This window comes from Romboutsia sp. LXY-2 (assembly GCF_056171995.1).
On the sequence record NZ_JBKFGI010000004.1, the window covers coordinates 351,314 to 372,484 of the forward strand.

General features: G+C 30.4%; 21 protein-coding genes. 5 read left to right on the forward strand and 16 right to left on the reverse strand.

The window, feature by feature from the left end:
- Positions 1 to 31 precede the first annotated feature (31 nt).
- The 16 genes from ACI48P_RS09975 to ACI48P_RS10050 form a co-directional block, all read right to left on the reverse strand.
- Entirely contained in the window at positions 32 to 1,597 is a 1,566-nt protein-coding gene (locus ACI48P_RS09975; RefSeq protein WP_475215256.1) for a nitrite/sulfite reductase, read from the reverse strand.
- Positions 1,598 to 1,788: 191 nt separating this feature from the next.
- Complete coding sequence (locus ACI48P_RS09980) at positions 1,789 to 2,109, reverse strand: hypothetical protein (protein ID WP_475215258.1); 321 nt, start codon at positions 2,107 to 2,109, stop codon at positions 1,789 to 1,791.
- An 11-nt stretch (positions 2,110 to 2,120) separates the two neighbouring features.
- Positions 2,121 to 2,996: a 3-hydroxy-5-phosphonooxypentane-2,4-dione thiolase gene (gene lsrF, locus ACI48P_RS09985; RefSeq protein WP_475215260.1), complete on the reverse strand. Its 876-nt coding sequence runs from the start codon at positions 2,994 to 2,996 to the stop codon at positions 2,121 to 2,123.
- A gap of 46 nt (positions 2,997 to 3,042) precedes the next feature.
- Positions 3,043 to 4,041 (reverse strand): dihydroxyacetone kinase subunit DhaK, encoded by a 999-nt coding sequence (locus ACI48P_RS09990; RefSeq protein ID WP_475215262.1) that lies wholly within the window; start codon positions 4,039 to 4,041, stop codon positions 3,043 to 3,045.
- Positions 4,042 to 4,097: 56 nt separating this feature from the next.
- Entirely contained in the window at positions 4,098 to 4,730 is a 633-nt protein-coding gene (locus ACI48P_RS09995; RefSeq protein ID WP_475215264.1) for a dihydroxyacetone kinase subunit L, read from the reverse strand.
- A gap of 270 nt (positions 4,731 to 5,000) precedes the next feature.
- Positions 5,001 to 5,933: a sugar-binding transcriptional regulator gene (locus tag ACI48P_RS10000; protein ID WP_475215265.1), complete on the reverse strand. Its 933-nt coding sequence runs from the start codon at positions 5,931 to 5,933 to the stop codon at positions 5,001 to 5,003.
- A 100-nt stretch (positions 5,934 to 6,033) separates the two neighbouring features.
- Positions 6,034 to 6,594, reverse strand: a complete 561-nt coding sequence (locus tag ACI48P_RS10005) for a GNAT family N-acetyltransferase (RefSeq protein WP_475215267.1) — start codon at positions 6,592 to 6,594, stop codon at positions 6,034 to 6,036.
- 397 nt (positions 6,595 to 6,991) lie between these two features.
- A complete protein-coding gene (locus tag ACI48P_RS10010) occupies positions 6,992 to 7,636 on the reverse strand; it encodes a GntR family transcriptional regulator (protein ID WP_475215664.1) in 645 nt (214 codons plus the stop codon).
- Positions 7,637 to 7,716: 80 nt separating this feature from the next.
- Positions 7,717 to 8,973, reverse strand: coding sequence for an MFS transporter (locus ACI48P_RS10015; protein WP_475215268.1), 1,257 nt, complete (start codon positions 8,971 to 8,973; stop codon positions 7,717 to 7,719).
- Positions 8,974 to 9,135: 162 nt separating this feature from the next.
- Positions 9,136 to 10,320 carry a Glu/Leu/Phe/Val family dehydrogenase gene (locus tag ACI48P_RS10020; protein ID WP_475215269.1) on the reverse strand — a complete coding sequence of 395 codons (1,185 nt, stop codon included), beginning with the start codon at positions 10,318 to 10,320 and terminating at the stop codon, positions 9,136 to 9,138.
- 139 nt (positions 10,321 to 10,459) lie between these two features.
- Entirely contained in the window at positions 10,460 to 12,604 is a 2,145-nt protein-coding gene (locus ACI48P_RS10025) for an acetate--CoA ligase family protein (protein WP_475215271.1), read from the reverse strand.
- A 14-nt stretch (positions 12,605 to 12,618) separates the two neighbouring features.
- Positions 12,619 to 13,149, reverse strand: a complete 531-nt coding sequence (locus ACI48P_RS10030) for a 2-oxoacid:acceptor oxidoreductase family protein (protein WP_475215273.1) — start codon at positions 13,147 to 13,149, stop codon at positions 12,619 to 12,621.
- On the reverse strand, positions 13,149 to 13,880 hold the full coding sequence (locus ACI48P_RS10035; protein WP_475215275.1) for a thiamine pyrophosphate-dependent enzyme: 732 nt from the start codon (positions 13,878 to 13,880) through the stop codon (positions 13,149 to 13,151). Before ACI48P_RS10035 ends, ACI48P_RS10030 begins: the two co-directional genes overlap by 1 nt.
- Complete coding sequence (gene vorB, locus ACI48P_RS10040) at positions 13,880 to 14,947, reverse strand: 3-methyl-2-oxobutanoate dehydrogenase subunit VorB (protein ID WP_475215276.1); 1,068 nt, start codon at positions 14,945 to 14,947, stop codon at positions 13,880 to 13,882. The genes ACI48P_RS10035 and vorB overlap by 1 nt, the downstream gene beginning before the upstream one ends.
- The gene (locus ACI48P_RS10045; protein WP_475215277.1) at positions 14,948 to 15,154 is read right to left on the reverse strand and encodes a 4Fe-4S dicluster domain-containing protein; all 207 of its coding nucleotides are present in this window, start codon (positions 15,152 to 15,154) and stop codon (positions 14,948 to 14,950) included.
- Positions 15,155 to 15,726: 572 nt separating this feature from the next.
- Entirely contained in the window at positions 15,727 to 16,236 is a 510-nt protein-coding gene (locus ACI48P_RS10050; protein WP_475215279.1) for an ATP:cob(I)alamin adenosyltransferase, read from the reverse strand.
- Positions 16,237 to 16,616: 380 nt separating this feature from the next.
- Here ACI48P_RS10050 and ACI48P_RS10055 point away from each other — a divergent pair, with 380 nt between their 5' ends.
- The 5 genes from ACI48P_RS10055 (at position 16,617) to ACI48P_RS10075 (ending at position 20,941) form a co-directional block, all read left to right on the forward strand.
- A complete protein-coding gene (locus ACI48P_RS10055) occupies positions 16,617 to 18,539 on the forward strand; it encodes an OPT family oligopeptide transporter (RefSeq protein ID WP_475215281.1) in 1,923 nt (640 codons plus the stop codon).
- An 81-nt stretch (positions 18,540 to 18,620) separates the two neighbouring features.
- Positions 18,621 to 18,971 carry a PqqD family protein gene (locus ACI48P_RS10060; RefSeq protein WP_475215282.1) on the forward strand — a complete coding sequence of 117 codons (351 nt, stop codon included), beginning with the start codon at positions 18,621 to 18,623 and terminating at the stop codon, positions 18,969 to 18,971.
- Positions 18,971 to 19,303: a hypothetical protein gene (locus tag ACI48P_RS10065; RefSeq protein WP_475215284.1), complete on the forward strand. Its 333-nt coding sequence runs from the start codon at positions 18,971 to 18,973 to the stop codon at positions 19,301 to 19,303. The genes ACI48P_RS10060 and ACI48P_RS10065 overlap by 1 nt, the downstream gene beginning before the upstream one ends.
- 22 nt (positions 19,304 to 19,325) lie before the next feature.
- Entirely contained in the window at positions 19,326 to 19,667 is a 342-nt protein-coding gene (locus ACI48P_RS10070; protein WP_475215286.1) for a hypothetical protein, read from the forward strand.
- Positions 19,668 to 19,747: 80 nt separating this feature from the next.
- A complete protein-coding gene (locus ACI48P_RS10075) occupies positions 19,748 to 20,941 on the forward strand; it encodes a cation:proton antiporter (protein ID WP_475215287.1) in 1,194 nt (397 codons plus the stop codon).
- The last annotated feature ends 230 nt before the right edge of the window (positions 20,942 to 21,171 follow it).

Consider the following 21,171-nt stretch of genomic DNA (forward strand, 5'->3'; position numbering starts at 1 on the left):
ACTATGCTTGATACAGTTTTTTTATTTTGTTTTAAACTAAATATTTATCTATTATTTCATCAAGTTTATCATGTTTTTGATTAATAAAATCATCAAAACATAATCCAGAAGACTCAACTTCCTTAGCAAGTTCAAGTAAGAATACTTTTACTTCATCTTCTTTTATGTCTCCGTAGATTTTGCCAAATTTAGAGCGGCCAACGCCAACTTCTCCGCCAACAGTTAGTTCAAAGACTCCTGTAGAAATATCTCCTACACGCTTCATCTTACCACTAAGTCCAATAATCCCTATTTGAGGTACTGCACAAGAATTCGGGCATCCTGCAATATGAAGACTTGGAAGTATGTCTTTTGTATAGTTATTTTCCTTAAAATATTTTACGACTGCCTCTAATAAGTGCTGACTTCTTAATATACCCATTTGGCAAATTGGAACTCCAATACATGCAACACTTTGCTCAAGTTTTGTTTCAGCACTATAAATACTAGTTAAGTCTAATAATTTTTTAGCTTCATAACCATTTAAGTTTAGAATGTAGAATCCTTCACTCATACAGCTTCTTACATATATGTTTTCCATTTCATTTAATTCATCTAATAATGCTTTATAATCAGTTAATTCAAATTGACCTCCAACTGGATGAACATACACTGAGTAAAGTCCTTCTTGTTTTTGCTTAAACAATCTAGGATGCTTTAAGTCAATTTCAAAGCCATTTTTCTCATAATCTATTGGAAGTGTTACTAAATCAAGGCCACCTTTGGCTTTTACTTCTTCTAGTGCTTTTTTGTATTCACTTCTAAATCCATCTTCACCAAGAGTATCTATCATATATCTAACACGGGCTTTATTTTTATTTTCGTAGTTTCCATTAGTTTTAAACATTAAAACCATTGCTTCTAAGTGATATAATATTTCTTTTGCTTCTATTATTTCTCCTAGTTCTATACCTAACTTAGGATTACGACCAATTCCTCCACCAAAGAATACTCTAAAACATTCTTTAATACCATCCTTTTCCGCAACAAAGCCTAAGTCTTGAACTGTACAATGAGAACAGTCTTTATCATTACTAGCTAAAGATACCTTAAGTTTTCTAGGTAACTTGTATTTATAGCTATTTTTTATAAAGTGATTATCACAAGCTAGTGCATAAGGTACAACATCAAATTTATCATCTTTATCCACACCTGATAATGGTGAGATTGCAACATTTCTAGGAAAGTTACCTCCTCCTCCTCTTGTAAATATGTCTTTATGTATGCACTCTTCCATAATATCACAGGCTTCATCAATAGTTAAATCATGTAATTGAACAGCTTGTCTCGTAGTTAAATGTATTTTTTCTACGTTATATTTTTTAGCCACTTCATAAATTTTGTTTAATTGCTCTCTTGTAAAAGCTCCACATGATACTCTAAGCCTTATCATAAACGACTTTTGATCTCTTTGTGCATATATACCAAATCCACCTGAAACCTTTTTAAAGTCCATTTTTGATACTTCACCATTTAAAAATTTGTGCCCAAATTCTCTAAAGCCTGGTATTTCATCTAAAAGTACTTTTTTAAAGTCTTCTGTAAAAGTATTATTCATTTAATCACCTCTTTTAAGTCTTCTAATTAGTATTATGTACTTAACAATTGAAATATATTTAAAAATAATCTAACAAAATAAGCTCATCTAAAGATTAAATTTTCTTTAAATGAGCTTTGTTTTTATTTATTATATTAAGTAATTTTTAAATTTTTTTAATTTTACTATATACCCTTATTTTTATAATAAACTTATTTTTCCTCATACAACTCAATTATTGTATCATCTTTAATAATAAATGCTATTTTAGTATTTTCATTTAAATTTATTGGATCAACAATTACACTATCAGCATCTTTCAAGTAATAATCTAAATCATCAACTTTATAAGCTATGTGTGGATTTTTATGCATTATAGATGGAAATGGCGTTCCCTCTTCAAATTTTAAATACTCTATTTTAAAATCATAGTCATCTGGATTTGACATCCAAATTTTCATATCTTCGTTATAAATCATATTTTCTTTTTTATCAGTTATAGGTATTCCTATATGCATGTATTCTGAAGACATATTTTACCCTCCTATTTCATATCTAAATAAAATTCATAAGCTAATTTATCACTAAAGCTTTCGTGTACTACCTTTGCTACAGCCTTTGCCATTGCTTTTGGATTTTCTGCTTGGAATATGTTTCTTCCCATATCAACACCACAAGCACCTTCGCTTATTGCTTTATAAGCCATAGTTAATGCCTCAGCTTCTGGAACCTTTTTTCCTCCAGCTACAACTATTGGTACAGGACAAGATGCCACTATTTTTTCAAATCCGTCACAATAATATGATTTTACAATGTGTGCACCACTTTCAGCTACTACTCTAGTAGCAAGTGAGAAAAATTTATTATCCCTTATCATATCTTTACCAACAGCTACTACCCCTAAAGTTGGAATTCCGTATTTTTCTCCTGCATCTACTGTTCTACATAATAGCTCTAGAGAGTTTTTTTCGCCTGGTGCTCCTATAAATGTTTGTACTGCCATACATGAAGCATTCATTCTTATAGAACTTTCTATATCCGTTGCAATTCCACCACCGATACTCATGTCGTCATACATTACTGTTGAGTCATAAGTACTTCTTAAGCATATTGCCTTATCTTGAATTGGAGTTATACAAGTTCTAAGTGCCCCTCTTGTGGCCATTAATACATCTACTTCTTCCATAAGTGGAGGTATTGCTATATCTAATCTTTCAAGTCCTGAAGTAGAACCCATTATATACCCGTGGTCAAAAGCCAACATTACTGTATTCCCTGAAGTTTTATTAAATATTCTAGATAACCTATTTTTCATTCCCCAATCACAATGATTAAGTCCTTTCACATGAAAACCTTCATTCCTTGGTTTTATATCTAAATGAAAATCCTTTGAAATCTTGAAACCCTCTATATCTGCCATTATTTCTCCCCTCTAAAACTTATATTTATAATTTACCCGTACTTTTTTATTTTTTCATATATGGAGTGTTGCATGGAGCATTATATAATGCTAAAAGCTCATCATCCATTCTTGCCATAAACATTTGGAATCCTGCTTGCTCTTGTACCGTTAGTAATTCTCCCACTTCATTTGCTACTACTTCTATATTTTTTTCTTCTAAATATTTAACACATGCTCTATATACTATTAATAGTTCCATATGTGTAGTTGCTCCACATCCATTTATCATAAGCATTATCTTTTCGCCTTCTTTTATTGATAAATCTTTAAGTAGTGCGTCTACCATTATTTTTGCAGTTTCATCAGCACTCTTCATACTTTGAGCACCTCCACCACCTTCGCCATGTTGACCCATTCCAACTTCCATATCATCTTCACCTATTTCTGATATCATTTGTCCTGTTGCTGGATGTGTAGCTCCTCTTACTGCTACTGATAAAGTGGCCATATTTTCTGCAAATCTACTTGCTATAGCATTTACTTCTTCTAAAGTTTTACCTTCTTTAGCAGCCGCTCCTGCTATTTTATAAGTAGGTATACATCCAACTAAACCTCTTCTGTCGTCAGATCTTTCTCTAGGTGCATTGGCTATATCTTCTTGTGTCACTAATTTAATTATATTTATATTAGATTTTTTAAGTTGTTTCATAGTTAAGTTAGCAGTTAACATATCTCCTGCATGATTTAGTACTACAAATAGTACACCTTTGCCCTTGTCTGCCATTTCGATTGCTTCTAAACAAGCCTTTGGATTTGGAGCTGCAAATATATCACCAACAACAGATATATCAACCATTCCTTCACCAACAAATCCACTTATTGCTGGCTCATGACCAGAACCACCTAATGTTACTATAGTTACACGGTCAGCTTCTTCTAATCTTTTATTTACCACTAAGTTATTTTCTTTTAAATCAATAGTATCTCTATTTGCTAATGCTAATCCTTCAAGTAATTCTGCTGTTAAATTCTCTGGGTTATTTATAAACTTTTTCATTTTCATATTTTATCCCCCTAATTTTTCAAAGAATACTCTTCATTTTTTTATTTATTTATTATTTAAGTAGTTATTAATCCCTCATATAGACCTATAAAGAAATACTTCATCGATACAGCCCCTGCATCTTGTGTTCCAATAGTTTTTTCTTTATAAGACTTTGCTCTTCCAAATTTGGCAATAAAATTTTCACTAGCTTTGCAACCTTCAATTGAAGCCTCCATTGCGATTTTCATCACTTCTTCTAAGCTTTCACTATATTCTTGCATACAGTTTACTACTGGAATTAAAGTATCCATCATAGTTTTATCTCCAACTCTAGCAGTAGTGATATCATATAGTTCATCTAGAGCAGACTTAAACATATTTATAATGTTATCTACTTTTAATTCAGTATCACCCTTATTTATTCCTAAAGCCATACCAGAAACAAAAGTCCCCCATAATGGTCCAGCAGAGCCACCATTTATACCTAGTATCTCTGAGCCTAAATCATAAAAAAACTCATATAAGTCCATTCCATTTTCTAATTCATTCAGCTTATTTATCATTAATTTAGAAATTTTTTCAATGGTAATACCGTGATCTCCATCTCCAAAAGTTGAATCAATTTTTGTTAGTTCTTCTTTTGCATTCAACATACTTTCACAGCCACTTATAAACATTTTTTTTATTGTAACTGCTTCAATTATCATTTTTTCACCTCCAAGTTACATATGTAACTAAATTTTTTTATGTTTATGTATCATTATTTTCTGTCATTAATAATCTAAGTTTATAGTAGCATCACTACTAATAAACAACAATAATTGGAGCTTATGTATACAGTACTTTCATAAAACAAAAAAAGACTGATTTTTCCAGTCTTTTAATTTTAGTTACATATGTAACCCGATATATTGTTTTATTAGTTTTACGATAGTTAATTTATTTCTAATTTTCTTATGCTTGTAATATCTACCTCGTTATATAATTTTCATAGCCAGCTCATCACTAATTATTAAATCTGTAATAACACCAGTATTTAAAGCACCAATAATACTTTTTGAGCTTACCTTACTAGAACAAATGGCTATTACTCTTTTACATTTTTTTAATTGCTCAATATTTATATTAATAACATAATCTAGTTCTGGATTTATTATTCTTCCTTTAATATCATAAAAATGTGATACAAAGTGTCCACAAGCTTTCTCTTTTATTAATTTATTTCCAAATCTTACTGAAGTTGCTACATCTGGTGAAGATGGAAAATTCGAGATATTAATTATAGCTAAATCTAAATTATCCCAGCCTTTATTTATAACTTTAAACATTTCAGAATACATATAAAGCTTTTTTTCCTTTTCATTTTCTACAATGGCAGGTGCATAAATATAGTGTGGATTTAGATTATTTTTTGAAGCAAAAATCCTTACCAACTCATTAGTTTGATAGCTTCCATAAGAAGCCGTAATACCACCTACTAATGGATATACATGACCTGAAAATCTGTGGTTATCTGTATTTTTTTCATAGTTCTCCATTAATTTACCTAGCATTGATCCCCATCCGATGCCTATTTTGTCTGTGGTGTTCATACTTAAGTTTATTACTTCATAGGATTTTTTAACTATTTCATTATCTACTGCGTTATTTTCATTTATTTTATTTACTATGTATACTTCATTAATTTTGTATTTTTTCTTTAGGTTTATATCTAGAAAGTTGTTATCACAGAAGTTTTCGTTTATTTGTATTTTAACTATACCTAAGTTTTTGGCTTCACTTAAAAGCTTACTTACCATAGGTCTTGAGATGTCATATTCTTTTGCTATTTGATTTTGAGTATGATTATCTTCATAATATTTCTTACATATATCTATCAGTCTTTTAATTTTATCTTCATTAGTTTTCATTTTATCCCCTCTAATCCTAAGTACAATTTAAGCCCTAATTTTGTATATAGTAATATTATTATTTTATCATACTTAAGAGTAGTAATACGAAATATAGTTTCTAATTGTATTCTAGCTTTTTCATTAATATATATCTTCTCATTCCTCCGTATTTTTCTTTTTCTTTTATTATTTCATAACCTAAAGCTTCAAATGTTCTAATACTGTATGGGTTATTTGGAGAAATAGTAGTACATATTATATTTTTCCCTTCTTCTTTACTAACCATTTCTAATTCTTTACATATTATCTTTTGGAGGCTATTTCCTCTAAATTTATCTACTACCGCTACCGAGTCTATTTGGCCAACTTCTAATAATTCTTTACCTCTTATGCCTAAGTCAAATCCGTAGTTATCTTCACTTTCTCCATATCTAGCATATACACCCATTGCTATTAACTCATTATCTTCAGTATATATACCTAAAAGTGTGTCTTTATTATTAAAATATTGTTCAAATTCTACTCTTTGAGTTTCACAGTATATATGCTCTTCTTTTATACCATTAAGAATTTCCGTTTGAAAAACTAAGATTTCTTCAATATCATTAATTTTTAATTTTCTAATATATACTTTGTTATATTTCTCTTCTTTATTTTTTAATACTAATTCTTTTTTCATTTTGCCTCCTTTTATTTTAATTAAGATTTTATTAATCTATTTTTAACTTCCCTACCTAATATTAAATTTTCATTATTTTTAGATTAATAAAGTTATATATTTTTAATATTTGTTTGCAATTTAAATATCAAATAATATTCTCTTTAGGTATTGATAGTTTATTTGAAAAGGAAATTTTAATGAATTATTTTATCTTTATGTTAGTATCAATAATAACTGGACTTTAGATGACTATCAAAAGAGTGCCCCTGTTTTTTCAAGGAGAGCTATAGGTTAAATCGCAATTGAGTTTTTGAGAATAGGTAGAAGTATTAGAATATATTCCCACATTATTTCTTTGGCAATTATTTCAAGCTCATATGTTTGTTATAAATTAATAGAGAAGCTTATGCTTCTCTTATTTCATTTCGTTAATGGTTAGTGTCTTCCAATGTTCCTTTAGTATAGACTCTACATGCCTTACATCTTTATTTTTAAAAGCTTTAACTAACTCAAAATGCTGTTTATTGCTATAAGCTAACATTTTGAATAAATCATCTTCATTTTCACTAATATAGGATTTAGGCATAAAGTTATATACTAAATGATTTATTGAAGCTAGTAACACTTGGTTATCACATTTATTTCTATATACATTGTGGAAGTCATCGCTTATACTTAAGTAATTTTCATAGTTTTTATACTTAATTGATATTCCCATCATCTCTGATAATTCTTCCATTTTACAAATTTCTTCTTGAGTTAAATACTCAATAGCCAACGAACCAGCTAAAGAATCTAGTGCACCAATAACAGCATATGTATCAAGTTTTTCTTTTTCTTGAAATTCTTTAACAACAAATCCTTTATTAGGTATTTTTTCTAATAAGTTTTCCCCTGCTAATCTTGTTAGCGCTTCTCGTGCAGGCGTTCTGCTTACCCCTATTACACTACAAATCTCAGCTTCTGTAATTCTTTGATTTGGTTTATATTCACCAACTTGTATCTTTTTAGATATATACTCATATACTCTTGTTGTAAGTGGATCTGTTTTAATATCTATTCCCCCCTATATTTTAAAATTGGTGTGCTTAAAATCAAAGCACACCATTTTTATACTAATATAATAATATTTTATACATTTTATGACACTACATCAAGTTTTTCTTGATTCTTCACTTTTTTTCTTATCATAAATGGTAACAGTATACCAAGTAAACAAATTCCACCTAATAATGCAAAGATATAATTATATCCTGATGATCCCACATTATCTAATATCATACCGCATATGTTATGCATATAAAAATCAGGTAAATATCCTATTATAGATGCAACACCTATTACTGTAGCTGTTACACTCACTGGGAATTTACACTCCCCTACCATTGAGAAGGCAACTCCATATACCATATAACCAAGTGCGCTTGGTATTAGAGTTAATACTATTAATATCATTTGACTTGATGATGCCATTATGATTATTAAGAAGAAGAATATTGCTGTAAGAGCGTTTCCTATCATAAACCACTTTGTTGTTGATCTTAACTTATCTACAATATATCCTCCTAATGGAGCACAGAATACTAAGAATAAGTTAGATCTAATAATTGCTATTGTACTAGACATTTGCTCTGATATTCCAACTACTTCTGTTAAATAGGGTGTGAAATAGGTACTTGTAGTAAATATAGAATAAGAACAAAGTATCGCTAATGATAATAACCATGTAATAGGATTCTTTAATACATCCTTTACCTTACTAAAATCAAATTTATCTTCAGAAGCACTTTGAGTAGCCTCTTTTTTAGCATCAGTTACGAAGAAGTATACCATAGCTGCTGCAACAATGTTTGCTATTGCCATAACAAATACGGCCATCTTAAGTCCTGTTACTGGATCTCCAAACTTTGAATAAACTCCTAAAGCAATTGAGTTACATATTGCTTGTGTAAGTCCATTACCAGCATAGTATAGACCATACATTCTTCCTTGTTCTTCTGCTGATCCTATCTGACCTATCACTTTCATTAAAGCACTCCAGAAAATAAATGCAGTAGAAAGTGCAAGTAAGAACCAAATCACAAGAGATAATGTATAATTTAGTGTAACTCCGTATAATACCGTAAGTACTGCAGTAGCTACTAGTGAAGCTATTAAGCTTTTCTTAGTAGACAACTTATCTGCAAGTATTCCACCTGGAATATATAATAACATACATCCAACTGAATAAAGGGATACCATTGACCCCATTTGAGTGTTTGTAATTTCCATTACTGACATCATTTGATCGTAGAAAATATATTTTAGATAAGGAAGTAAATAAATAGAACCTCCCGCTAAGGATAACGATAGGATTGCCAAGTATTTTTTAGCTTTACTTTGCTTTACATTACTCATTAAAACACCACCATATATTATTTATTTTTTGGTTTATTCAATATTCAATTATTATTTTTTTATTACTAATATTTAAGTTGAAATTTTGAAAAATTCTCAAATAGGTTACTATATAAAAGTAACCTATTTGAGTATATATTAAACTAAATTTATGAATATATGTTATTCTGCTATACAGCTTGATGGCTCAAGAACGTCTGGTGTATCAGACTTATCTGGAGCAAATAGCTCTCTAGCAACTTCTCTTTGAGTTTTGCCTTCTTCCTTAGCTTTTTCAAACATAACTCTTGTTTGTCTTCTTACTATTTCTTCTAAGTCACTTACTATTGCTTCAGGAGTTGGCTCAACTAAACCAAATACTACTACTTCATATATTCTTATTCCACCCATGTTACATACGAAGTCAACACAGATATCTACACCTTTTTCTCTTAATATTTCATCCGCTTCAGCAGTTACAGGTATGTTTGCAGCTTCTACTATCAAGCTAGCTTTAACTAAGTGAGCATTATCTTTGTTTATAACATCTTCTAGAGCTGCTGGTACTAATATATCACAATCCATTTCTAACCACTTAGAGTTATCTAATATTTCATAGTGTGGTTCAAATGCATCTCTATCCATTTCACCTTTTGGTTTTCTTGTTTCTACTAACTTCTTGACATCTAATCCATCTTTGCAGTAAACTAAACCTTGAACGTCAGCTATACCAACAACTTTATACCCCATCTTATCTAAACAGTAAGCCATAGAAGCACCAACACATCCAAATCCTTGAATAACTACGCTAGCTCCTTCTTTACCTTCTTTTATTTTCCAAGCTTCATCTAATGAATATGCACATCCATATCCAGTTACCATATCATACATTAAGAAATTATCATAAGTTTTTTCACATACTTCATCGTGGTCTTTTATATATTGTTCAAACTTAGGATTAGCTCTCATTTCTTTTGTAGTTGGAAGACCTATTCCTATTTCGTCTAATATTCTTAAAACGTCACCATAGTCAACTCCTAAATCCCCTCCTATAGAAACCCCTGAACCTATGTATGGAGCCATAGCAGTTAAATATCTTTTTAATACATCTAATGCATCTGGAGCTTTATAGTCATAAGCTATCCCACCTTTACATCCACCAGTTGTTTTAGATTCTATAGCTTTATATTTATATCCCATTGCTGTAGCAAGTCTTATTACTTCTTCTTTATTTACAGTTGGATGCATTCTTGTTCCTCCACCACAGTAGTGATTTACAAAGTTATATGCACATAACCATCCTTTTGCATCCGTTTCAGTATCGTTCCATTCTACTACTATATATGGTTTTTGGTTTTCTTTAGACATTTTGTCTTCCCCCTTATAAATTTATATATTTTTAGGAAAATAAGCTCCCTTTATTTTTTTAGTTGTTGGCAACGTCGGCATTAAATTGCAGCGACGTTACCAATAAAACTCTATATAATACTTGATGGCATATAAATGTTTAGTTTTGAGTCATAACACTCTCAACACGTTCTCCACATTTATTATTTATGGACTTTACATTTTCATAATTTATTACTAAAGCATCTACTGCATTTAATCCATTTTCATATATAAATATTGGATTTATATCTAATTCTTTTAATGTGTTCTTATTATCTTTGGCAAAGTTTGATATATTAACTATTACATCTGCTAAAGCATCTATATCTAGCTTTGGATTTCCTCTATAACCTTTTAATAACTTAGATGACTTAAGATCATTAATCATATTTATAGCTTCTTTTTTAGAAACAGGAGCAGGACATAATGAAGTATCTTTAAATACTTCAACAAATACTCCACCTAATCCACAAAGAATACTTGGTCCAAACTGAGCATCATTATTTACTCCAACTATAACTTCTACTCCTTTAGTAGCCATCTTTTGAACTAACACTCCACCTACTCTAGCCTTTGGATCATGAACTTTAGCATTTTTTAATATTTCATAGAAAGCTTTTTTAACTTCTTCTTGCGTAGTTATGCTTAACTTAACTCCGCCAATATCTGATTTATGTAGTATATCAACAGAGTCTATTTTCATAACTACTGGGTATCCAATACTCTCAGCAAGCTCTACTGCTTCTTTAACAGTTTTAGCAACTTCTTCATTTGGTGCAGGTATGTTATATTTTTTTAGTAGTTTTTTACTTTCATATTCTGAAAGTGCTACACTACCTTCACCTACTACATCGGGTATAGCAAGTTCTAACGCTACATCTTCTGGATTATAGCTTATAAAATTAGATAAGTATTTTAATATTTTAAATGCATATCCAGCTGGAGGCATTACTGGAACGCCAATATTTTCTAGTTGAGTAAGATATCCATCATTTCTTGTATTTTCTAAGAATGGTATCATTACAACTGGCTTAGAGTTTGGATCTTGTTTTACAAGTTCAATACCTTTCGCCATATAATATATTGCATTATCTGCTATTTCTTGAAGTAGTGTATATCCTACACAAACTGTTCCTACACTTTCATCATACATTACTGCTCTTAGTGCACTAGCATAAAGCTCTGCATCATAAGATAGTGAAGCTGTCATATCTAGTGGATTGTTTGGAGTGGCATAGCTTGGAAGTAAGTTTCTTAACTTTTCCATTGTATCTTCTGAGAAATCACAGAATTTAATTCCATTTATTTCACCTAAGTCAGCACATACTCCTGTTTCTCCGCCTGATAAGTTCATTGATGCAAAGTTAGGGTTTTCTGGTAGTTTATCAAGTACTGATAACATTTGAGATGTAGCTAAAAGTTCTTCTATATCATCTACTCTTATTACTCCAAACTTTTTAAATACTGCATCGTATACTCTATCTGAACCAGCCAAACTTCCTGTATGTGAAGATGCTATTTGAGAAGCTTTTTCAGATTTACCAACTTTTAGAACTACTATTGGCTTTCTCTTTATTGCAGCCTTTCTTAAACACTCTTCAAACATTTTAGGATTTTTTATTCCTTCAAGATACATTGCAACAACTTTAGTTTGTTCATCATTTATTAAGTAATCTAGGTATTGTTCCATCTTTACAATAGAACTATTTCCAGAAGATATTGCATATGAAAATCTCATATTAGGACTTTCCATAAGAGATAAAGCTATCTGACCACTTTGAGATACCAATCCTACAGCACCTTTTCTTTCTCTATCATTTGATATAAAAGCAAAGGCATGAGTATTGCTGTTGTAGTTTATGTATCCTGCACAGTTAGGACCCATTAAAGCTATATCTAATTCTTTACATAAAGCCTCTAATTCTTCTTCATTTTTTCTTCCTTCTTCAGTACCTAGTTCTGAGTATCCACTAGCGTATACTACAGCACCTCTTGCACCTTTTTTGTGTGCATCTTTAAGTATTTGACTTACTGTAAATTGAGGTGTACATATTATTACTAAATCTATTTGAGCATCTATATCTTTTATACTCTTATAGCAAGGTATACCAAATACTTCATCTCTCTTTGGATTTACTAAAAAGACTCTACCCATATCCATATATTTTATAATATTTCTACAAGTATCTCCTCCAAAGCCTTCTTTTTCACTTGCTCCTACTACACATATGTTTTTAGGATTTAATAATTTTTCTAAATTCATAATGTCTCCCCTCACTATTTACAAGCTTCGTATCCTTTTTCAAAGCAAATTTTATTCTTTGGATTGTTCTTACCTTTATCTAAGAAGAACTTTTCAACACCTTCACTAAATACTTCTCTTTCAAATAAATCAGTAGCTTTAGCTAAAGCTCCTAACATTACAATATTTGCTCCTCTTACGTTTTCACATTCTTCAGCTATGTTTGTAGCTGGCACTTCATATATTTTTAGATCTTCTCTAAATTTATAATCTTTTATTATTGAGCTATTAGCTATTATAATTCCGCCTTCTTTCATTAGATTTTTAAATTTTGCTACTGAAGGCTGATTCATTGCAACTAATACATCTATCTTATTTACAAATGGACTTGATATCTCATCGTCACTTATTTTTACGTTACAGTTAGCTGTTCCCCCTCTCATTTCTGAACCATACGAAGGTATCCAAGTAACATTTTTACCATTTAACATTCCTATGTTTGCAGCTATTAATCCGGCTGTTAAAACACCTTGACCACCAAAACCTGAGAAAATCATTTCTGCCATTATTTTTCACCTCTCTTTACATATTCACCGATTGGATATTCAACTAGAACATTTTCTTTTATATGTTGTAAAGACTTTTCTGGCGTTAACCCCCAGTTTGTTGGACATGGAGATACAACTTCAACAAATGAATATCCCTCATTATTCATTTGAGCTTCAAAAGCATTTCTTATAAATTTCTTAGTTTGATTTATTTCCTTAGGATTTGTTATAGATCCTCTTGCCGCATATCCTATATTAAGGTTTTCCATAAACTTAATTACGTTCACTGGTCTTCCTGTTATTTCAACATCTCTTCCTTTTGGAGAAGTAGTTGTTTTTTGACCTGCAAGAGTTGTAGGTGCCATTTGACCACCTGTCATACCAAATACTCCATTATTTACAAATACTACTGTAATGTTTTCATTTCTTATAGCTGCATACATAGTTTCAGAGAATCCTATTGCAAGTGCATCACCATCTCCTTGGTATGTAAATACTGGATTTTCTGGTCTCATTCTTTTTATTCCTGTTGCTACAGCAGCCGCTCTACCATGTTGAGCTTGAACCCAATCAACACCAAAAGTATCCATCATAAGACAAGCACATCCAACAGCAACTGATCCTATAGCTTTTTTATCAAGTTCCATTTCTTCTAAAACTTCTGCAACTAATCTATTTACAATACCGTGACCACATCCAGGACAAAACTTATTGTCTTCCACTAGTAAACTAGGTTTTTTCTTAATCATTATAAACAAACCCCCTCCGAAACCTTATTTTCAACTTCTTCAACTGTAGCTAATATTTCTTCGGCTAATGGAACAGTTGAACCAGATAAGTGAGTGAATACTGATATTTTCATTTCACTTGCTAATTTAACATCTTCAACCATTTGACCAAGAGCTGATAACTCTACAGATATTAATGCTTTAACTCTATCGCTATTGATTTTATCAAATGCTTTAACTGGATATGGGAATAAAGATATTGGTCTTAATAATCCAAGCTTTTGCCCATTTTTTCTTGCTATCTTTACAGCTTCCTTACAAACTCTTGAAGAAATACCATATGCAACTAGTACAACCTCTGCATCATCTATTTCATATTCCTCCCACATTTGCTCCTTTTCTGCTATATTATCGTATTTAGCTTTTATATATTTATCATAATCAGACTTGTAATACATTACTGATGTTGTTTTTCTAAATTTACCATCGCCTTTACCTTTTAATGACCAGTCAAATTTGTTTGGATCATGTTCATTAAAATCTTTAAACTCTACAGGCTCCATCATTTGACTTATTGATGAATCAGATAATATAACAACAGGATTTTTATATTCTTCAGCTTTATCGTAAGCCATATAAGTTAAATCTGCTGCTTCTTGAACAGAGTTCGGAGCGAATACTATACATCTATAATCTCCGTGACCACCATTTTTTACTGTTTGCCAATAATCCCCTTGAGCTTGGAATATATCACCAAGTCCACTTCCATATCTCATAACATTTACTAATACACAAGGTAATTCAGCCGATGCTATGTAAGATATACCTTCTTGAAGTAAGCTGAATCCAGGTCCAGAAGAACTTGTTAATACTCTAAATCCTGCAGCCGCTCCACCATAAACTGCTGATATCCCAGCTATTTCTGATTCAGTTTGAACAAACTGTCCTCCTACTTCTGGTAATCTTTTTGCTAAATACTCAAGTATTTCACTTTGAGGTGTTATTGGATATCCAGCGAATAATCTACATCCAGCTCTTACAGCTGATTCTGCTATTGCATCGTTCCCCTTCATTAACATTTTGCTCATTTACTCCACCTCCAATATTTCAAATACATATTCTGGACACATTACATAACAAAGTCCACACTTTACGCATTTTTCTTCAACTACATCAACAGTTTGGTACCCTTTATCATTGATATAATCAGACATTACTATTGCATCTTTTGCGCATACATTTTTACAATAGCAACAGCTTTTACAACTTTCTTTGTGTAAAATCATTTTTTCCATAGAAAAGACTCCCCCAGTTTAAGATATTTAATTTTTGGAATAAATCCAAGATTATACATTTTTAATATTGGTAATTGTATTATGACTTTATTCTTTATTTGCTAGATATAGTATCTCTTAAGTGATATAATTTTGAAATTGATTAGATAAACTTATGATTGTATACATTTCTTAAGTTTACTAGATTGTCGGTTAGATGTTTTATGATTGTATACATTTCTAATTGCTTGATTTAAGTTAATTATAATTATAAGATAACGTTTTTTTCAACTATTTTTTTTGATTTTTTCGAAATTTTTTATTAAATAACTGTTTGAAGTATAATTTTTAATAGTACTTCAATAAATTGTATACAATTTACTCTATTTTAAAAATACTCCTGTTTTTTATCTAGTTTAATTATTATATATAAATAATCTACTTACTAAATTTTTTCCACTAGGTAGTACTATATCATCGAACCAACTTAAAAGACTTGGTCCGTTGCATAAAAAAGGTATTATCATATAACATGATAATACCTTTTTTACTATAGCAAATGTAGTAGATCTAAAATTTAATTCTAATCTATATTATTTATAATTTCTACTTACAAATTCTATCTCGTCTACATTTTCAATTTTATTTAATTTTATTGCTAGTATAAAGAAGTATCCAGAAAATAAATTTGCAAAGTCAAATAGTATTGCATCTACATTATTCCCTCGTTCTTTATGCCTATGTAATAACCTAACTAGTGCTTTACATTTACTTCTAATTATATGTGCTAAACTTGCACTACTACTCCCTTGTGGTAAAACAAACTTATCTACTCTATCTTTTATTTCTTCCCTATGAGCTTTAGTTATTGTTTCTATCCATGATAATTCTTCATCCGTAACAGTTACCATAGTTCTTAGTGAAGGGTTTATATGGTACATTATTTCATTCATTTTTGTAAGTTCTTCTCTTAATGCTTCATCTTTTACAAGAGCTCTAAGCAATCCTATAGTGCTAGATATTTCATCTGTGAATATTTCAAAGTCACATCTTAAATCTTCGCCATCATCATATAAAAATGGATATGCTAAGTATTTTGACATACGCTTCCTCCTTATTAAATCAAAGACATACACTAACACTGTACATCAAATATTGTTTACTTCAATAGCTTATTAACAAAACGAAATAGTACCAAATCATAGGATATTATTTCCTTAATAAATTCAAATATTATTAAGCTTATTTTTAGAATTATATAACATTTTCTATAAATAATCAACTTATGAAACTTCAACGTATTTATCTGAAATATCTAATTATTTGGACATATAAATTTAATGTACTCATATAATCTAGTATAGATATCTTTAATATATAATCCTTTTCACTTATGATAAATTTTTTTAACTAACTCACCTTTAATTTTTAAATAAAATAATATATAGAGCTAATAATAAATAGCTCAAAAGGGGGAATATCTTTGGATAGTGAAAAGAATTTTAAGCCATTTATTCCTGCTAATAAAATAGTTCCTGAGTTTACTATTACTTCTATAGTGCTTGGATGTTTATTAGCCGTAGTATTTGGTGCAGCAAATGCTTATTTAGGTCTTAGAGTTGGTATGACAGTAAGTGCATCAATCCCTGCAGCAGTAATTTCAATGGGAGTTTTGAGAGTTATATTAAAAAGAGATTCTATACTTGAAAACAACATAGTTCAAACAATAGGTTCTGCTGGTGAATCACTAGCTGCTGGTGCTATTTTCACTCTACCTGCAATGTTTATTTGGATGAAGGATTGGGGACTTGGTAGCCCAAGCTTATTTAAGATTGCAATTATAGCTTTATGTGGCGGTTTACTTGGAGTATTATTTATGATTCCTTTAAGAAAAGCTCTTATTGTAAAGGAACATGGAACTCTTCCATACCCTGAAGGTACTGCATGTGCTGAGGTTTTACTAGCAGGTGAAGAAGGTGGTTCCAAAGCATCTATAGTTTTTGCTGGTCTTGGTATTGCAAGTATATACAAATTTATAGGTGATGGTCTAAAAATTTTCCCAACTGAAATTGAATGGGAAATACCAGGGTACAGTAATGCTGCTGTTGGGATAGATGTGCTACCTGCACTACTTGGAGTAGGATATATCTGTGGATTTAAAATTTCAGGATATATGTTCTCTGGAGCTATATTAGGATGGCTGGTTTTAATTCCATTAATATCATTATTTGGTGGTGATATGGTTTTATATCCTGCAGTTGATCCTATATCACAACTTGGTTTTTGGGACATTTGGGATAACTACATAAGATATATAGGTGCAGGTGCTGTTGCATGTGGTGGTATTATAAGTTTAATAAAATCTCTACCACTAATAGTTGATACCTTTGCAAAAGCTATGAAAGATTATTCTACTACAGATAATTCTCATAGTTCACTTAGAACAGATCAAGATATATCTATGAAAGTTGTTCTATTTGGTTCTTTACTAGTTGTAGTAGCTATTTGGCTTATCCCTTCTGTACCAGTTAACTTTGTTGGTGCTTTACTTATAGCAGTATTTGGTTTCTTCTTTGCTACAGTATCATCTAGACTTGTTGGTATAGTTGGAAGTAGTAATAACCCTGTTTCTGGTATGGCTATAGCAACTTTATTAATCAGTACTATAGTATTAAAATCAACAGGAATGGTTGGTCAAGAAGGTATGATGGGAGCTATAGCTATAGGTTCTATTATATGTATTATAGCTGCTATTGCAGGAGATGCTTCACAAGATTTAAAAACAGGTTATATTGTTGGCGCTACTCCAAAAAAACAACAATATGGAGAAATTATCGGGGTTTTAATTTCAGCTATTACAATAGGAGCTGTTTTATATCTACTAAACGCAGCATGGGGATTTGGTTCAAAAGAAATACCTGCACCTCAAGCCACTCTTATGAAGTTAGTTGTTGAGGGTGTAATGGAAGGAAATCTTCCTTGGCCTTTAATATTTGCTGGTGCTTCAGTAGCAATAGCTGTTGAGATACTAGGGCTACCAGTTCTTCCATTTGCAGTTGGGCTATATCTTCCAATACACTTAAGTGCTGGAGTTATGGTTGGTGGACTTGTTAGATTATTCTTCGAAAAGAGAAAGAAAGTTTCTGAAGATGATAGAAAAGAACAAGTTGAGAAGGGTATATTATATACTTCAGGGCTTATTGCTGGTGAAGGTTTAGTAGGTGTTTTACTTGCTATATTTGCAATAATTAAAGTTGGAGGATCAACTTTAGCTGATACAATAAATCTGTCTTCATCAATACAATTAGGTCAAATCGGTGCTATCATCGCATTTGTTATACTAATCCTTACTTTATTTAAATTTAGTATTTGGCATAAAGATAAGACTAAGTCTAAAGCTTCATAAAATATTTCTTAATAAAAATTTAAGTAGGAGATACTCTCCTACTTAAATTTTTAACTATATAATTTTTAAAGGAGTAATAACATGAAAAAGAAAGATAAAAATTATTTAGATTTCGTTCCAGTAAAGAATTCTAAGATAAATTACACAGAAGATGCTAATGGAATAATAACCTTAGAAGTTGATAGAAATGGACTATTTGATAGGATAGCTCAAGTTGTTTTTAAAGCACCTAAAAGTAGCTTTATAAAATTAGATAAACTTGGAAGCTGTGTATGGAAAAGTATAGATAATAAATCTAGTGTATATGGCTTATCTAATATAATAAAATCTGAGTTTGGAAAAGACTGTGAACCGTTATACGAAAGACTCATTACATATATTACTATATTACAAGATAATAAATTTATATCTATAAAAAAGGGTGATAGATAATGGATACAATTATATACATGCTATTGTTTGCAATTGCAACAGTTATCATAAGTTGTTATGGTATTGTAAAGGAAAAAAATAAATCAAAAGATTTGCTAAGCATCCTTTATGCTAAATCATATAAAGCTATTATGAAATCTTTCAAAAAGAAAGACACATTATCTAGAAAAGATATGGAAAATGAAATCATAAATTTGAAAGCATGTCTATTTTATTCTAGAGATAAACTAGTTATTCAGAATCCTTCTCATATGACTACTATAATGATTGGTAAAATGCTTAATGAAGGCATTATTGTGAAGACAAGCAATGGGTACTCTTTAAATAAATAAATATAAAGGGGAGATTTATTTTATGAAACTATTAGTGATAGTCCTTAATAATGTTGATACTCTAGAAAAATTCTTATATGATGTAGCTCAAAGTGGTATAAAAGGTGCTACTATTCTTGATAGTACTGGTATGGCTTCAGTACTATCTAACTTAGGTGAAGATATTCCAATTTTAGGTTCTTTGAGTATGTTTTTAAATCCTGATAGAGAAAAAAATAAGACAATCTTCATTGTTCTTGATGATAATCAAGTCAACACAGTAGTTGATATAGTTAACAATTCTTTAGGTGGCTTTAAATGTAAAAATAGCGGTATTCTCTTCACTATTCCTATTGACTATGTTCAAGGTGGTTCTCATATTTAATAAATATTTTTTATAAACAATTATAATCACTTTAACTTTTAATAGTGGTTATTAACTATGATTAAGAAAGAAGGATAGTTATGGGTATATTATTTTATTTATCAATAATGATATTCGCCGGATTAATATTTAGTTTTTTTGCAAAAAAGCTAAAACTTCCTAATGTAACTGGTTATTTATTATCAGGTCTTTTTATAGGTCCATTTATTCTAAATTTAATTCCTCATAATATTGTTGATGATTTAAATTTAATTTCTGAAATGGCATTAGGATTTATTGCTTTTACTATTGGTACTGAGTTTAAGATAAGTTATTTTAAAAAAATTGGCCTAACACCTATTATTATTGCAGTATTTGAAGCAATAATGGCAGTAGTTTTTGTATTTTTAGCTCTGATTATTTTTACAGATTCTTCACTTGAATTTGCTCTTGTACTAGGTTCTATTGCAGCTGCAACAGCTCCAGCAGCAACCATAATGGTTATTAGGCAGTATAAGGCTTCTGGTCCTGTAACCGAAACTTTGCTAAGCGTAGTTGCACTTGATGATGCGGTTTGCCTTATAGCTTTTGGATTCGCCAGTACTATTGCAAAGATGCTGATTAGTCCATCTAGTAATTTTGATATATTCTCTCTTTTAACTCCTTTTATAGAAGTATTTTTTTCAATTTTAGGAGGAATTTTACTTGGATTATTATTTAGCTTTACATTAAATAAATCTAAGCAAAGCAACAAACTATCATTAACTATAGGGTTTGTGTTCTTAGCTGTTTCAATTGCTAAATATTTACACCTATCAGATTTACTTATGTGTATGTCTATGGGCGCTGCTATAATAAATACTTGTAGCATAAGTAATTCTATTTTAAAAACTTGCGAAAGTATTACTCCCCCACTTTACATGTTATTTTTCATAGTGTCTGGTGCTGAGCTTAATTTATCTGTTATTCCTACTGTTGGCCTTGTTGGAGTTATTTATGTGTGTTTTAGGGTTTTGGGTAAATTATTTGGTGCATATTTAGGTGCTAGGATTATGAGTTCACCTATTGAAGTTCAAAAATACTTGGGACTAACTCTTATTCCACAGGCAGGGGTGGCTATAGGTTTATCATTAGCTGCTGAAAGTACTGTTCCTAACTTTGCTCAAGAGATAAGAGCTATAGTTTTATGTGCTACTCTTATTTATGAAATCATAGGTCCAGTTGTATCTAAGATTTCACTTGAAAAAGCAGGCGAAATACCTGTAGATAATGAAATATGTAAAAACAATATATAAGTTAGCCCTAACATTTCTGTCAAGTCTGAATCTATAATTATATACTTGCATTTTTGTTCATTCTAATTATTCTTTTTATTAGTATTTCCCAATTCGATTAAGTTTTATTTTCTTCTCTTTATAATCTTCATTTTTAAGATAAACCTTTTGTATAAATTTGTACTTACATTAAATTATTTATTATGTTTTTTAATTCCTTAATGTAGGCACAAAACAATATTTGACTTACT